The sequence below is a fragment of the Pantoea sp. RG18 genome (assembly GCF_025910075.1).
Taxonomy (GTDB): Bacteria; Pseudomonadota; Gammaproteobacteria; order Enterobacterales; family Enterobacteriaceae; genus Pantoea; species Pantoea agglomerans.
The window spans coordinates 633,314-647,118 of record NZ_JAPCIL010000002.1 but is presented as its reverse complement, the minus strand read 5'-3'; the positions used below and the strand labels follow the sequence as shown (position 1 = coordinate 647,118).

14 protein-coding genes are annotated in these 13,805 nt (G+C 55.8%); 8 read left to right on the top strand and 6 right to left on the bottom strand.

Annotated features, from left to right (window positions below; all coding sequences use genetic code 11):
• Nucleotides 1–152: 152 nt before the first annotated feature.
• The gene (gene nudB, locus OK409_RS03365) at nt 153–584 is read right to left on the bottom strand and encodes a dihydroneopterin triphosphate diphosphatase (protein ID WP_010258628.1); all 432 of its coding nucleotides are present in this window, start codon (nt 582–584) and stop codon (nt 153–155) included.
• A complete protein-coding gene (gene aspS / locus OK409_RS03360; protein ID WP_010670804.1) occupies nt 584–2,362 on the bottom strand; it encodes an aspartate--tRNA ligase in 1,779 nt (592 codons plus the stop codon). The genes nudB and aspS overlap by 1 nt, the downstream gene beginning before the upstream one ends.
• Before the next feature lie 211 nt (nt 2,363–2,573).
• Here aspS and OK409_RS03355 point away from each other — a divergent pair, with 211 nt between their 5' ends.
• From OK409_RS03355 to cmoB, 4 genes are all read left to right on the top strand, one after another.
• Nucleotides 2,574–3,395 (top strand): DUF72 domain-containing protein, encoded by an 822-nt coding sequence (locus tag OK409_RS03355; protein ID WP_022625514.1) that lies wholly within the window; start codon nt 2,574–2,576, stop codon nt 3,393–3,395.
• A 69-nt stretch (nt 3,396–3,464) separates the two neighbouring features.
• Complete coding sequence (locus OK409_RS03350; RefSeq protein WP_264366746.1) at nt 3,465–3,860, top strand: MAPEG family protein; 396 nt, start codon at nt 3,465–3,467, stop codon at nt 3,858–3,860.
• 81 nt (nt 3,861–3,941) lie between these two features.
• A complete protein-coding gene (cmoA, locus tag OK409_RS03345; protein ID WP_010258614.1) occupies nt 3,942–4,670 on the top strand; it encodes a carboxy-S-adenosyl-L-methionine synthase CmoA in 729 nt (242 codons plus the stop codon).
• Entirely contained in the window at nt 4,667–5,635 is a 969-nt protein-coding gene (cmoB, locus tag OK409_RS03340) for a tRNA 5-methoxyuridine(34)/uridine 5-oxyacetic acid(34) synthase CmoB (RefSeq protein ID WP_010258611.1), read from the top strand. The genes cmoA and cmoB overlap by 4 nt, the downstream gene beginning before the upstream one ends.
• Before the next feature lie 4 nt (nt 5,636–5,639).
• On the opposite strand, the gene OK409_RS03335 is transcribed toward cmoB, so the two are convergent.
• The gene (locus tag OK409_RS03335) at nt 5,640–6,260 is read right to left on the bottom strand and encodes a LysE family translocator (RefSeq protein WP_052270585.1); all 621 of its coding nucleotides are present in this window, start codon (nt 6,258–6,260) and stop codon (nt 5,640–5,642) included.
• A 154-nt stretch (nt 6,261–6,414) separates the two neighbouring features.
• Here OK409_RS03335 and OK409_RS03330 point away from each other — a divergent pair, with 154 nt between their 5' ends.
• On the top strand, nt 6,415–7,512 hold the full coding sequence (locus tag OK409_RS03330) for a glycerol dehydrogenase (RefSeq protein WP_010670808.1): 1,098 nt from the start codon (nt 6,415–6,417) through the stop codon (nt 7,510–7,512).
• Between the two features lie 30 nt (nt 7,513–7,542).
• On the opposite strand, the gene OK409_RS03325 is transcribed toward OK409_RS03330, so the two are convergent.
• A complete protein-coding gene (locus OK409_RS03325; protein ID WP_179257351.1) occupies nt 7,543–8,391 on the bottom strand; it encodes a hypothetical protein in 849 nt (282 codons plus the stop codon).
• 422 nt (nt 8,392–8,813) lie between these two features.
• On the bottom strand, nt 8,814–9,566 hold the full coding sequence (cutC, locus tag OK409_RS03320; protein WP_010258601.1) for a copper homeostasis protein CutC: 753 nt from the start codon (nt 9,564–9,566) through the stop codon (nt 8,814–8,816).
• A gap of 85 nt (nt 9,567–9,651) precedes the next feature.
• Here cutC and OK409_RS03315 point away from each other — a divergent pair, with 85 nt between their 5' ends.
• Nucleotides 9,652–10,797, top strand: coding sequence for a MalY/PatB family protein (locus tag OK409_RS03315; protein WP_264366745.1), 1,146 nt, complete (start codon nt 9,652–9,654; stop codon nt 10,795–10,797).
• Here OK409_RS03315 and OK409_RS03310 read toward each other — a convergent pair.
• The gene (locus tag OK409_RS03310; protein WP_061703859.1) at nt 10,794–11,354 is read right to left on the bottom strand and encodes a VOC family protein; all 561 of its coding nucleotides are present in this window, start codon (nt 11,352–11,354) and stop codon (nt 10,794–10,796) included. The two genes, OK409_RS03315 and OK409_RS03310, sit on opposite strands and share 4 nt — an antisense overlap.
• 314 nt (nt 11,355–11,668) lie before the next feature.
• On the opposite strand from OK409_RS03310, the gene OK409_RS03305 reads away from it, so the two are divergent.
• Both OK409_RS03305 and argS read left to right on the top strand, forming a co-directional pair.
• On the top strand, nt 11,669–11,791 hold the full coding sequence (locus OK409_RS03305) for a hypothetical protein (RefSeq protein ID WP_009089698.1): 123 nt from the start codon (nt 11,669–11,671) through the stop codon (nt 11,789–11,791).
• 210 nt (nt 11,792–12,001) lie between these two features.
• Nucleotides 12,002–13,732, top strand: coding sequence for an arginine--tRNA ligase (gene argS, locus OK409_RS03300; RefSeq protein ID WP_010258588.1), 1,731 nt, complete (start codon nt 12,002–12,004; stop codon nt 13,730–13,732).
• Nucleotides 13,733–13,805 lie beyond the last annotated feature (73 nt).

The window sequence follows — 13,805 nt, the reverse complement described above, 5'->3', positions numbered from 1 at the left end:
ACCGTACGCTGACGATATCGCGCGGGCGGTGAACAACCTCACGTTGCCGATTACGCCTGACTGTTCAATATGTTGGTGAAGTCCTGTTAAAACTCACCAGATTCATAAAATTTAATCTATCCGCCGCCGGAATACCGGGCGATGGCGAGCATTCAGATAAATTCTTCAATTGCCTGGCGGTTACTCCATGATCGGGTTAATGCTGCAGCGTCAGCGGGTGCCAGCCAGCGAAACGCCAGATGCTCGGTGAGCATCACATCGCGCTCCGTCGGCAGTTGCAGGCGAAACCAGTGCTCGTGATTATGGGTGACATCAGGGGCATAGCGATGGCGGAAATGGGGAAAGATTTCAAAGTCGATCTGACGCTGACAATCCTCCACCTCCAGCCGCTCGGCCAGCACGTCGATGCCGATTTCCTCATTCACTTCACGACACGCGGTCGCCAGCGGTGACTCTCCCGCCTCCAGGCTGCCGGTGACCGACTGCCAGAACGTGGGATCGTCACGCCGCTGCAGCATCAACACCCGGCCAGTATCGCGCGCCGAAATGACGACCAGCACTGAAACCGGGTGTTTATAGCCCATTATTTATTCTCAGGCTTTTCTTTTTTAACGACCTGAATGCCGAGCTCCAGCAGTGAAGCCGGATTGGCTTCGCTTGGCGCTTCGGTCATCATGCAGGCGGCCGCCGTGGTTTTCGGGAACGCAATGACGTCACGAATGTTATCGGTGCCGGTCAGCAGCATGGTCAGACGATCCAGACCAAAGGCCAGGCCCGCATGCGGTGGCGTACCGAACTTCAGCGCATCCAGCAGGAAACCAAACTTCTCACGCTGCTCATGCTCTTCGATACCCAGAATGCTGAACACCGTCTGCTGCATTTTGCCGTTGTGGATACGCACTGAACCACCGCCTACTTCATAACCGTTGATCACCATGTCGTAGGCATTCGCCACGGCACGGGTTGGATCGGCGGCCAGCTCTTCTGCGCTCATCTCTTTTGGCGCCGTGAACGGATGGTGCATCGCAGCCAGACCGCCCTCTTCGTCCTCTTCGAACATCGGGAAGTCGATTACCCACAGCGGTGCCCAGGCTTTCTCATCAGTGATGTTCAGCTCGCGGCCCACTTTCAGACGCAGCGCACCCAGTGCATCCGCGACCACTTTGGCGCGATCGGCACCAAAGAAGATAATGTCGCCATCCTGAGCGCCGGTGCGGCTCAGAATGCCTTCCACGATCTCTGCATTCAGGAATTTGGCAACCGGGCTCTGCACGCCTTCCAGGCCGTCAGCACGGACGTTAACCTTCATCCACGCCAGACCTTTGGCGCCGTAAATCTCCACGAACTTGCCATATTCATCAATCTGCTTACGGCTCAGCTGTGCGCCGGTCGGTACGCGCAGCGCGGCAACACGGCCCTTTTCATCGTTAGCCGGGCCAGAGAAGACCTGGAACTCCACGTTTTTCAGCAGGTCGCCGACGTCCACCAGCTCCATCGGGTTACGCAGATCCGGTTTATCTGAACCGTAGCGATGCATTGCTTCCGCAAAGGTCATTTGCGGGAACTCACCGAGATCAACGCCCTGCACGTCCTGCCACAGATTGCGGATTAAACGCTCCATGATTTCACGCACCTGTGGCGCGGTCATAAAGGAGGTTTCCACGTCGATCTGGGTAAATTCTGGCTGACGATCGGCGCGTAAATCTTCGTCGCGGAAGCATTTAACGATCTGATAGTAGCGGTCAAAACCGGACATCATCAGCAGCTGTTTGAACAGCTGAGGTGACTGCGGCAGCGCATAGAATTTGCCTTTATGTACCCGGCTTGGCACCAGATAGTCACGCGCGCCTTCCGGCGTCGCTTTGGTCAGCATCGGGGTTTCGATATCCAGGAAACCTGCGTCATCCATAAAGCGACGAACGAAGCTGGTGATTTTTGCGCGGGTTTTCAGACGCGTCACCATCTCAGGGCGGCGCAGATCCAGATAGCGGTACTTCAGGCGCGCTTCTTCGCTGTTGGTCTGATTCGAGTCCAGCGGCAGTGGCTCAGAGCGGTTAATAATGGTCAGTGCCTGGGCAAACACTTCCACTTCACCGGTCGCCATGTCGCTGTTTTTGTTCTTCTCATCACGCGCACGTACGGTACCGGTGATCTGGATACAGAATTCGTTACGCAGTTCAGAAGCCAGCTTAAATGCGTCCTGGCGATCGGGATCAAAAAACACCTGCACGATGCCTTCACGGTCGCGCATATCGATAAAAATCAAACTGCCCAGATCGCGACGGCGGTTTACCCAGCCGCAAAGCGTGACTTGCTGACCCACATGAGACAGATTGAGCTGTCCGCAATATTCTGTACGCATAACACTATCCTTTTAACTTCGCCGCTGCATCTGACAGCATCCGGCCGCGTTACCTGTTGCGATGCTGTCGCAAAAATGGCGGTCATTATAATGGAAAAAGCCAGACAGGATAAGCAGATCCGCGCCAAAGCGCCGATTTCCTCTGTGCATTTGCCCCCCAGCCTGACCATAGCGGATAATGGGGTATCTTAATCTGCAGCCAGGAGCGCGCGTGACACTTCGTATTGGCCTGCCCCAGTGGCAGCATTCACACTGGAAACGCTGGGGCATCGAAAGCCTGGCGGACTATGCCCGCTATTTCCATTGTGTAGAGGGAAATACCACGCTCTATGCGCTGCCAAATCCGGAAACGGTGATGCGCTGGCGCGATATGACGCACGATGCGTTTCGCTTCTGCTTTAAGTTTCCTAATACCATCAGCCATCAGGCGGCGCTGCAGCACAGCGACGACCTGCTGACCGATTTCCTGCGCCTGATGGAGCCGCTGGCCGATCGCATCGGTCAGTACTGGCTGCAACTGCCTGCCAGCTTCTCCCCGACGCAGCTCGACGACCTGTGGTGCTTTCTCGACAGCCTGCCGCGCCGTTTTCACTATGGCGTCGAAGTCCGCCATCCCGCTTTCTTCGCTAAAGGGGATGCTGAACGGGCGCTGAATCGCGGCCTGCTGGCGCGCGGCATCAATCGCGTGATGCTCGACAGCCGTCCGGTTCACGCCTCTACCTCGCAAAGTCCGGCCGCGCTGGTGGCCCGCGCGCAAAAACCCCGGGTGCCGCCTCATGCATTGCGAACCGGCTCGCAGCCGATGGTGCGGTTTATCGGCAGCGACAGTGTGGAAGAGAGCGTGCCGCTGTTTCAGATCTGGCGTGACAAACTGACAGATTGGCAGCAACAGGGCGACGCCATGCTGTTTCTGCACACGCCCGATATGGGTCAGGTCTTTCCGCTGGTGCAGGCGCTCTGGCCGCAGCTACAACAGATCGATCCCGGCATAGGTAGCGGACCGGACTGGCCGCAGCAGACGTCACTGTTTTGATTCCTGCCCAGGACAGCGGGCTGCACGCCCGTTAGAATAGAAGCATTATGGACAGTCGCAGGGGTGGCAATGGTTAGCGCGTTATATGTGGTGATGGGTGCATTACTGGTGATGAAATTCACGCTGGACGTGGTCCGCTATCGCCGATTCTACCGTATGGCGTATGGCGATGGCGGCTACCATGACCTGAAAATGGCGATTCGCATTCACGGCAACGCCATCGAAACCATTCCGCTGGCGCTGTTCCTGCTGGTAATGATGGAGATGAACGGCGCCGATATCTGGATGGTGCATCTCACGGGTCTGCTGTTCTTTATCAGTCGCCTGCTGCACGCCTGGGGTTTGCGCAGCAGCGCAATGGCAGGCCGCAAATATGGCATGCTGCTGACGCTGTTTTCCCTCTGCGGCATGGTGATTTTTAACCTGATCTATATGCCGTGGGAACTGGTGCTGACGCTGCATTAAGCTGGCCTGGGTTAAGGGGTGCAGCCCGCCCCACTTTCTGCGAGAATAGCGCCCTTTCCGTCGTCTCTTCGGATTTTCGATATGTCTGACCGCGATCAACTCTTCTCAGCGCCCATTGCAAAACTGGGCGACTGGACTTTTGACGAGCGTGTAGCTGAAGTCTTTCCTGACATGATTCAGCGCTCGGTGCCGGGCTACTCCAACATCATTTCGATGATTGGCATGCTGGCAGAACGTTTTGTTACCCCGGACAGCAAGGTTTATGACCTGGGCTGCTCGCTGGGCGCGGCCACCCTGTCGGTGCGCCGCAATATTCAGGTGCCGGGTTGCCAGATCATTGCAGTGGATAACTCCCCGGCGATGGTGGAGCGCTGTCGTCGGCATCTTGATGCGTTTCGCGCGGACACGCCGGTAACGGTGCTGGAAGCGGATATCCGCGACATTGAGATTGAGAACGCCTCTCTGGTGGTACTCAACTTTACGCTGCAGTTTCTGGAACCGCCTGCGCGTCTGGCGCTGCTGGAAAAGATCTGGCAGGGACTGAAACCGGGCGGCGCGCTGGTGCTGTCAGAAAAATTCAGTTTTGAAGATGCCGAAGTCGGTGAGCTGCTGTTTAACATGCATCACGACTTCAAGCGCGCCAACGGCTACAGCGAACTGGAAATCAGCCAGAAACGCAGCATGCTGGAAAATGTGATGCTGACTGACAGCGTTGAAGCTCATAAAGCCCGTCTGAAACAGGCCGGTTTCTCGCACGCCGAACTCTGGTTCCAGTGCTTTAATTTTGGATCTCTGGTGGCGTTGAAATGATCGACTTTGGCCGTTTTTATCAGCAAATTGCGGTGGGACCGCTGGCGAAGTGGCTGGAAGTGTTACCGGCGCAAATCAGCGAGTGGCAGCGTGAAAACCTGCATGGGCACTTCCGCGACTGGTACAAGTCGCTGGAGTATCTGCCGCTGCTGGAACCTCAAAAGCTTGACCTGCTGCACAGCGTTACTGCCGACCGCGATGACATCAGCGATCGCCATCGTCAGGGTATTGAGAAATTACTGCGCAACCTGATGCCGTGGCGCAAGGGGCCCTATTTCCTTTATGGCACCCACATCAACACCGAATGGCGTTCGGACTGGAAGTGGGAGCGCGTACTACCGCACATCTCTCCACTGGCCGGCCGCACAGTGCTCGATGTGGGCTGCGGCAGTGGCTATCACATGTGGCGGATGATTGGCGCGGGTGCCCATCTGGTGGTTGGCATCGATCCAATGCAGCTGTTCCTGGTGCAGTTCGAAGCGGTGCGTAAGCTGCTGAACGACGATCGCCGGGCGCATATGCTGCCGCTGGGCATTGAGCAGTTACCGGTGTTGCAGGCATTCGATACCGTGTTCTCGATGGGCGTGCTCTATCATCGCCGTTCGCCGCTGGATCACCTGTTACAGCTTAAGAATCAGCTGGTCAGCGGTGGCGAACTGGTGCTGGAGACGCTGGTGATTGAGGGCGATGTAAATCAGGTGCTGGTGCCTGGTGAGCGATATGCGCAGATGCGCAATGTCTTCTTTATTCCGTCAGCTGAAGCGCTGAAAAGCTGGCTGGAAAAAAGCGGCTTTGTGGATGTACGGATTGTCGATTTCGCCCTCACTACCACTGAAGAGCAACGCCGCACCGACTGGATGACCAGCGAGTCTCTGGCTGAATTCCTCGATCCCGATGACCCCAGCAAAACGGTTGAGGGCTATCCGGCGCCTCTGCGCGCCGTGCTGGTCGCCACCAAACCGTAATGCCCTAGCGGCGAGACAACGCCAGTTTCGCCGCAAATCCTATAAACACACAGCCGGTCAGGCGATCCATCACCTTCAGCACCCGCGGTTTGCGCAAATGACCGGCGAAATAGTGGCTGCCGCCAATCAGTACCGCATTCCAGATCAGCCCCAGCAGCATGTGTGCCAGCGCCATCAGACTACACCAGAGCGCCACCGACGCCCCCGCCGGGATAAACTGTGGCAAAAAACTCACATAGAAGATCCCCACTTTGGGGTTTAGCAGATTGCCCAGCAGCCCGCGGCTGAAGCAGGCAAGATAGCCCTGTTGCAGCGCCGGTTGTTGCGTGTCGATTGCTGTCTGACGGGGTTTCAGCAACAATTTCAGCCCCAGATAAAGTAACCAGGCGGCACCCAGCCATTTAAGCAGGTTATAGGCCATTTCGGAGGCCAGCAGCAGCGCGCCTAAACCGAATCCCACCGCAACACCCCAGACCAGACAGCCGAGCGTGATACCCAGTGCCGTCACGCTGGCGCGCTTTGCGCCCTGAGCGACTGCAGAGCGCAGCACCAGCGCGGTATCAAAGCCCGGCGTCAGCGTCAGTATGGTGATGGCAAACAGAAATGAAAACAGCGTGGTGGTCATGGCGTTCTCCCTGGAGGTAACAGCCGGTCAGCAGCGTATGGGTGTCCTGCCAGCGTAACAGGCCCGTCGAATTATCTCACCCTGAACACTCTCCCTGTTCGTCAGCGTGTGCCAGGCTAAGGGCGGTTTAACTTCATATTAAGGAGCTGTGATTATGAGTAAATTTATCTTCTCTTCACCCCGTAAATATGTGCAGGGCGCGGGCGTGCTGGATGAACTGGGTCCCTACGTGGCCGAACTGGGTGATAACGCTTTCCTGGTCGCGGATGATGTCGTCTGGAAATTGATTGGCGAACGCGCCCAACAGGCGCTGCAAAAGGCGGGCGTTACCTTCAACTGGCACCAGTTCAACGGCGAGGCGTCGAGCAATGAGATCACCCGTCTGAGCCAGCTGGCGAAAAGTCAGGGCTGTAACGTGGTTGTCGGGCTGGGCGGCGGCAAAACGCTGGATACGGTTAAAGCGGTGGCGGATGAGCTGAAGCAGCCGGTAGCCATCGTGCCTACGATCGCCTCCACCGACGCCCCCTGTAGCGCGCTGTCGGTCATCTATTCTGATAGCGGCGTATTTGAGAGCTATCGCTTCTACAGCAAAAATCCTGATTTGGTGCTGGTGGACACCGCCGTCTGCGCCAGTGCGCCAGCACGACTCTTTGCCTCCGGCATTGCAGATGGCCTGGCGACCTGGGTTGAAGCGCAGGCGGTGGCGCGTTCGCATTCAAAATCGATGGTCAATGGTGATCCGACAATTGCCGGACTGGCGATTGCCCGTGCCTGTGAAGAAACGCTGCTTACCTGGGGTTACAGCGCCTATGTTGCCGTCACCCAAAAACGAGTGACGCCCGCCGTGGAAGCGGTGGTTGAGGCGAATACGCTGCTATCAGGGCTGGGTTTTGAAAACGGAGGGCTGGCAGCTGCGCACGCTATTCATAATGGGTTCACCGCGATTGATGGTGATATCCACCATCTGACCCATGGCGAGAAAGTCGCCTACGGCACACTGACGCAGATGGTGCTTGAGAAGCGTCCGGATGAGGACATTGCGCGCTATATCCGCTTCTATCGCTCGATCAACATGCCGACCACGCTCCGGGAACTGCATCTGGAAAATGAGAGCTGGGAGAATCTGGTTAAAGTGGGTGCACTGGCGAACAGTGAGGGCGACACGCTGAAAAACCTTAATCCAAACCTTTCACCGGAAGATATTGCAAACGCGCTGCTGGCGCTGGATGCCTTTAGTCAGACGGTTAAATAACCACCCGACAGGCGATCATCCGATCGCCTTTTACTCCGCCGCCGCCGGCTGGTCCCAGTACTCATATTTGTAGGCGGAACTGAGATGGCGCTCAATAGTGCCGCGCGTGAAGATTTCGGTCTCGTGCAGATAGCTCAGGGTACAGTTACCCACCTGATCCCAGGACTGACACTCATCTACTGACCGGATGGTGCTCAGCGGTGTGGTCGCCGTGCCGTTGAGCCGCACTTCACGCCATTGGGGATCGTAGGTATAACTGTCGGTGCTGCGGGCCGATGTGGTGCGGGTCACCAGACCCTGCGGATTCCAGTGGTAATGATTTTCACCGTTGGTCAGGGGATCGCTGCCGCGCGCCACGCTCTTCTCCAGCCGGAACTGCCGATCATAGCGATAAGTCGTGTCGGTAAAGCCGCTTTTACCCATGCTGGTAAACCTGTCGGAGGCGCTGGTAATGTTGCCATGCTGACCTTTCTGCCAGTTAATCGTCCCCTGTCGGTTATCGACCACCACCTCTTTGCCCTCTTTCAGCACTTTTACCAGATAAGCATATTCCGCCACCCAGCCGCCCTGCACCCGGGCAATGTGTTGCTCCATACTGAGAATAACGTTGCGCTCACTTTTGTCATAGCTGACGTCGGCAACCGTCAGATCGCCACAGGCGTCAAACTGCCCCAGTACGCGCTTTTGCGAGTTCACATCTTTGCCAAACTCACCCGCAACCACCTGCTTCACCGCGCCTTTCGCATTCCCGCCCAGCAAAATCAGGTTATTGCTGTTAGCCACAGCAGCGTTGTTCGGGCTGCATGCGCTGGCCGCAGCGCTGCCACTGCAGAGAGCAGTCAGGATCAGAGTCAGGGCAGCAATCGGATTGGGTTTCATAGGATACTTTTCCAGGCGACGTTGCTTTCAGTGTAAACGCTGCGGTGATGAACAGCGGCAATCTGTGAAGATTTCAGCCTGCATCGCCTTTTAAGGTTTTAAGGACCGGAGAGGCGACACGGTTTCAGCATAACGAATAAAGCGGGTGATTACGTTGCTGCCGGGCCTGAAAGTCCTGGATGACATGTAATGATTAATAAGGAGCAGGTGATTTTTATCGAGCCAGGCGAAAGAGTGATAACTTCGCTGCAGCCAGATTTCAGATCCCTCTGACATCAATAATATGCCAGAGAAGCGCAAAACGATTTAGCCAGAACGGAGTGTGTTTTACACAAAAAGAACCCCAGCAAGGATACTGGGGTTTGGTACTTGCAAACACCACGTCAATGATCGGCGTGCTGCGCGGCAAAATCTGTTGTGGTTCAGGCGACCCGAACGGTGCTCATCTGCATCACGCTTTTCATCGCCTCAACCACATCGCCGTCTACACAGTAGCGGCTGAACTCGTCAGTCTCGGCTTCTGAACACATGGAGACCCCCGCTTTGCGGTAGCGCATCGGCGACGCGACAAGGCGGCTGGCCGAGCTGTGAACTTCATCAATCCCCATGTCGAGAAACTTTTGCAGGTTGCTGAGACGTACCCCGGCACCCGCCATAATAATAGGACCGGTGCTGGCCTCATTTAGTTCCCTGAGTAATGCAATTCCGTTTTCAGCGCTCTGCTGCTGACCGGATGTCAGAATACGCGCCACTCCCAAATCCGTTAGTTCTTCCAGCGCACGCTTAGGGCTGTGACAGAGATCGAAGGCGCGATGAAAGGTTACGGCCAGGCCGTCACACAGCGCCATAATCTGCCGCATCTGACCATGATGAATGTGAGCATCTTCATCCAGCATCCCAATCACCAGACCAGGAAAACCGAGTTCACGGATTAACGCCACATCCGATTTCATCGCTTCAAATTCGCGTGCGGTGTAACAAAAATCGCCACCACGTGGCCGGACAATAGGATGAACCGGAATCGAAACTTCTTGCCGGGCGGCATTCAGCATCCCCGCCGACGGGGTCAGGCCGCCTTCACGCGGTGCGGCACAGAGTTCAACCCGATCGGCGCCCGCCTGTTGTGCGGTCACAGCGCAATCCACGCCATAGCAGCAAATTTCCAGTGTGGTCATTCTCTTCTCCTTTACATGACTCTGGTTCAAGGCAGATTCATCAGTTAGTCTGGCTGCTGGAATGAGTTTACCGGGAAAGTTAACTATGGCATTCAATTTCGACCAACGGATAGACCGTCGTCACAGCGATAGCCTTAAATGGAACAAATATGCGGACCAGGACATTCTGCCGTTGTGGGTGGCAGACACCGATTTCCGATCGCCTGACTGCGTCATCGATGCGATTAAAACCCGTGCCGAACATGGGATTTTTGGCTATGGCGACACGCCAGTTGAATTTATCGATAGTGCGATAGCCTGGCTCGCCTCGCGCTATCAGTGGCACGTTAATCCGGAATGGATTGTGGTTTTGCCGGGTATCGTAAGCGGGCTCAATCTGGCAGTGCGCGCTTTCACCGCGCCTGACGAGCTGACGATTGCGCCAACACCCATCTATCCGCCGTTTCGCGGTGCAGCAAAACTGGCAGAGCGCGGTCAGATCACGCTGCCACTGACGCTGCAAGAGGGACGCTGGCTGCTGGATCTGGCTGCGCCGGAAGGTCAGCTGGACGATAAAGCGCGGCTGTTAATGCTGTGCAACCCGCAGAATCCGGGCGGTACCGTCTATCGCCGCGAGGAACTGCAGGCGCAGCTGGAATTTGCGCAGAAGCACAATTTGATTGTCTGTTCCGACGAGATCCACAGCGATCTGCTGCTGGAACCCGGCGTTAAGCACATACCCTTTGCTTCACTGAGCGAAGATGCAGCCCAGCGTAGCGTGACGCTGATGTCGCCCTCAAAGTCCTTTAATATTGCCGGTCTTGGAGCTTCCATCGCCATCATTCCCAATGCCGGGCTGCGCGCGCGCTTTAACCGGGTACGACGCGGCATTGTGCCAGATGTTGATATTCTGGCACTCACGGCAGCAGCAGCGGCATGGCGCGAGGGTGAGCCCTGGCTGAATGCGCAGAATGCCTATCTGCGCAGTAACCGTGACTGGCTGGTGTCGCAGGTCAATAAGATGACCGGCCTGTCACTCGCCTCGCCGGAAGCGACCTACCTGGCCTGGATCGACGCCAGCGCGCTGGGTGTGGCCAGCCCGGCGCTCTATTTTGAAAAGCACGGGCTGGGCTTAACCGCCGGACGTGAGTTTGGCAATGACCAGTTTGTCCGGCTCAATTTCGGCTGTACCCGCGCGCTGCTCGACGAAGCCGTTGCGCGCCTGAAGCGTGCGTTAGCTGCCCGCCTTTAGTTCTGTTCGCTGGCGACAATCTCCTCCAGTCGCCACGGATGGAACTTGATTGTCGTCTGCCCATCCGTAACCGCCAGGGTCGGATTGGGCAGGCGCTCATTCTCGCCCTGCGGTGAACTGGTTTTAAATGAAATACCCGGCTGCGTCAGCGCCTCATCTGACAGCAAGGCCATCGCGCGCACGCCCAGCGTCTGATGATCGCCCCGTAACACCACCTCAATATGCTCCCAGCCTTCATGGCGATAACGCTTTTCACCCGGCCATGGCAGTTCAACCACATCAATCTGCCTGCCTGCGACAATCAGCGGGTCATGGAGTTTAAACAGACAAATCTGTCTGCCGTTGATCATCGCCGCCGAAAACTGCGTGCCAATCTGCTGCAAACCTTGCTGCCAGCGCATCGCCGTCGTGTCCTGATGGCAACGCACCGCGATATGGTCCACTTCCAGATCGGTAAGACGCAAACCGAGCCGCTGCGCAAAACTTTGCAACGATTCTTCAAAACGTCCTAAATCTGTCTTTAAATCATCCAATTCTGCCGGAAAAGTTCTCGTCACTACCCCAGTTCCTCTCAATTTGTTTAGCATTTATAACCCGCCTGGCTTTTGGCGCGCCGCGTGCTGAGCATCACATAATGATAAGATTCATCTTATTTGGCCCGAAATTTAACGCTAATCCTTATAATAACATCTTTCATTTCGGATTTATCTCCTGTTTAGGACCATGAGTTCCTTGATGAAAGCATGTTAAATACATGATTATTATCAACTTCTTTAATACAATAAGATAACTCTCATTTACCTGGCAAACAATTGCAGCCCACCCCGCCTTCCTATAAATTTGACCTAACACAACCAAAAGGAATGGCTCTATGTCTATGCTCATCGTTGTCGCTGTCCTGATCGCACTGATGGGATTTGCAATCTCCCGCCATTGGAAGGTGCGTGAAGATAAAAGCGTAAAGAACCCACGCCGTCATCTGCGACGTCGTTAATGCTTCAGGGAAACATCTTATTCAGCTCTGTTTCCCCGCTTCATCCAACTGCTGACGCCCACTGACATTTCACGTATACTTTTCCCCTCATTTTTTTCCGTTTTGTCTGCCCCATCCGTTTCTGCCTCTCCGTGACGCGATGCGCTCAGGCAAGATGATGACAGCCCGGCTTTCTGGTCCGGGCGTTGCTCAGCACATGAAGGTAACTCGGTGAATATTCAGGCACTTCTTTCCGCAAAAGTCAGTCAGGCAATGGTTTTAGCCGGCGCACCCGCCGATTGCGAACCCCAGGTTCGTCAATCCGCCCGGGTTCAGTTTGGAGACTATCAGGCCAACGGCATTATGGCCGTGGCGAAAAAGCTGGGACAGGCACCGCGACAATTAGCGGAAACGGTGATTCAGCACCTCGACCTGACCGGCATCGCCAGCAAAGTCGAAATTGCCGGGCCGGGCTTCATCAATATCTTCCTTGACCACAACTGGCTGGCCAGCCATGCCCGGGAAGCGCTGCGTCTGCCGCGCCTTGGCGTGCAACTGGCCGAGCCCCAGACTATCGTCGTCGACTACTCTGCGCCTAACGTTGCGAAAGAGATGCATGTGGGCCACGTCCGCTCCACCATCATTGGTGACGCGGCGGTGCGTACGCTGGAGTTTCTCGGGCATAAAGTGATCCGTGCGAACCACGTTGGCGACTGGGGAACGCAGTTCGGTATGCTGATCGCGTTCCTGGAAAAGCAGCAGAATGAAGATCATGCAGAGATGGCGCTGGCCGATCTCGAAGGCTTCTACCGTGAAGCCAAGCGCACTTATGATGAAGATCCTGAGTTTGCCGAGCGCGCGCGCAGTTATGTGGTGAAATTACAGGGCGGCGATGACTATTGCCGCCAGATGTGGAAGAAGCTGGTCGACATCACCATGAGTCAGAACCAGAAAATCTATGACCGCATGAACGTCACGCTGACGCGCAACGATGTTATGGGTGAAAGTCTCTATAACGATATGCTGCCTGGTATCGTCTCCGATCTGAAACAGAAAGGCTTAGCGGTAGAGAGTGAAGGTGCGACCGTGGTGTTCCTGGATGAATTCCAGAACAAAGAGGGTGAACCGATGGGCGTCATCATCCAGAAAAAGGATGGCGGCTACCTCTACACCACCACCGATATCGCCTGTGCGAAATATCGTTACGAAACGCTGAAAGCCGATCGTGTACTCTATTACATCGACTCACGTCAGCATCAGCATCTGGTTCAGGCCTGGACTATCGTCCGTAAAGCGGGTTATGTGCCGGAATCAGTGCCGCTGGAGCACCATGCATTCGGCATGATGCTGGGCAAAGATGGCCGTCCGTTCAAAACCCGCAGCGGCGGCACCATCAAGCTCTCCGATCTGCTGGATGAAGCCTATCAGCGTGCCTACACGCTGGTGCGTGAGAAGAACCCGGAGATGAGCGAAGCGGAAGTGAAAACGCTGGCGGAAGTGGTTGGCATCAGCGCGGTGAAATACGCCGATCTGTCAAAAAGCCGTACCACCGATTACATTTTCGACTGGGACAACATGCTGGCGTTCGAAGGCAACACCGCGCCTTACATGCAGTATGCCTATACCCGCGTACTCTCCGTGTTCCGCAAGGCGGGCATTGATGCCGATTCGCTGGATGCAGAGATTGTGATCAGCGAAGAGCGTGAAGCGCAGCTGGCCACCCGTCTGCTGCAGTTCGAAGAGGTTATTACGCAGGTCGCTCGTGACGGCACGCCACACGTGATGTGTGCCTATCTCTACGATCTGGCCGGTCTGTTCTCCGGATTCTACGAGCACTGCCCGATTCTCACCGCAGAATCAGACACAACCCGTCTGAGCCGACTGCAGCTGGCCGCGCTGACCGCGAAGACGCTGAAGCAAGGTCTGGATACGCTGGGCATCGACACCGTCGAGCGCATGTAATCTCTGAAACGGAGAGGGGTTTCCCTCTCCGTTGCTGAATTCGTATATCCGCTCTGATCCCCCAAATCTTCGC

Coding starts and splice junctions, on each gene's coding strand:
- nudB (WP_010258628.1), bottom strand. CDS start 584: ATGGGCTATAAACACCCGGTTTCAGTGCTGGTCGTCATTTCGGCGCGC.
- aspS (WP_010670804.1), bottom strand. CDS start 2,362: ATGCGTACAGAATATTGCGGACAGCTCAATCTGTCTCATGTGGGTCAG.
- OK409_RS03350 (WP_264366746.1), top strand. CDS start 3,465: ATGGTTAGCGCGTTATATGTGGTGATGGGTGCATTACTGGTGATGAAA.
- cmoA (WP_010258614.1), top strand. CDS start 3,942: ATGTCTGACCGCGATCAACTCTTCTCAGCGCCCATTGCAAAACTGGGC.
- cmoB (WP_010258611.1), top strand. CDS start 4,667: ATGATCGACTTTGGCCGTTTTTATCAGCAAATTGCGGTGGGACCGCTG.
- OK409_RS03335 (WP_052270585.1), bottom strand. CDS start 6,260: ATGACCACCACGCTGTTTTCATTTCTGTTTGCCATCACCATACTGACG.
- OK409_RS03330 (WP_010670808.1), top strand. CDS start 6,415: ATGAGTAAATTTATCTTCTCTTCACCCCGTAAATATGTGCAGGGCGCG.
- OK409_RS03325 (WP_179257351.1), bottom strand. CDS start 8,391: ATGAAACCCAATCCGATTGCTGCCCTGACTCTGATCCTGACTGCTCTC.
- cutC (WP_010258601.1), bottom strand. CDS start 9,566: ATGACCACACTGGAAATTTGCTGCTATGGCGTGGATTGCGCTGTGACC.
- OK409_RS03315 (WP_264366745.1), top strand. CDS start 9,652: ATGGCATTCAATTTCGACCAACGGATAGACCGTCGTCACAGCGATAGC.
- OK409_RS03305 (WP_009089698.1), top strand. CDS start 11,669: ATGTCTATGCTCATCGTTGTCGCTGTCCTGATCGCACTGATGGGATTT.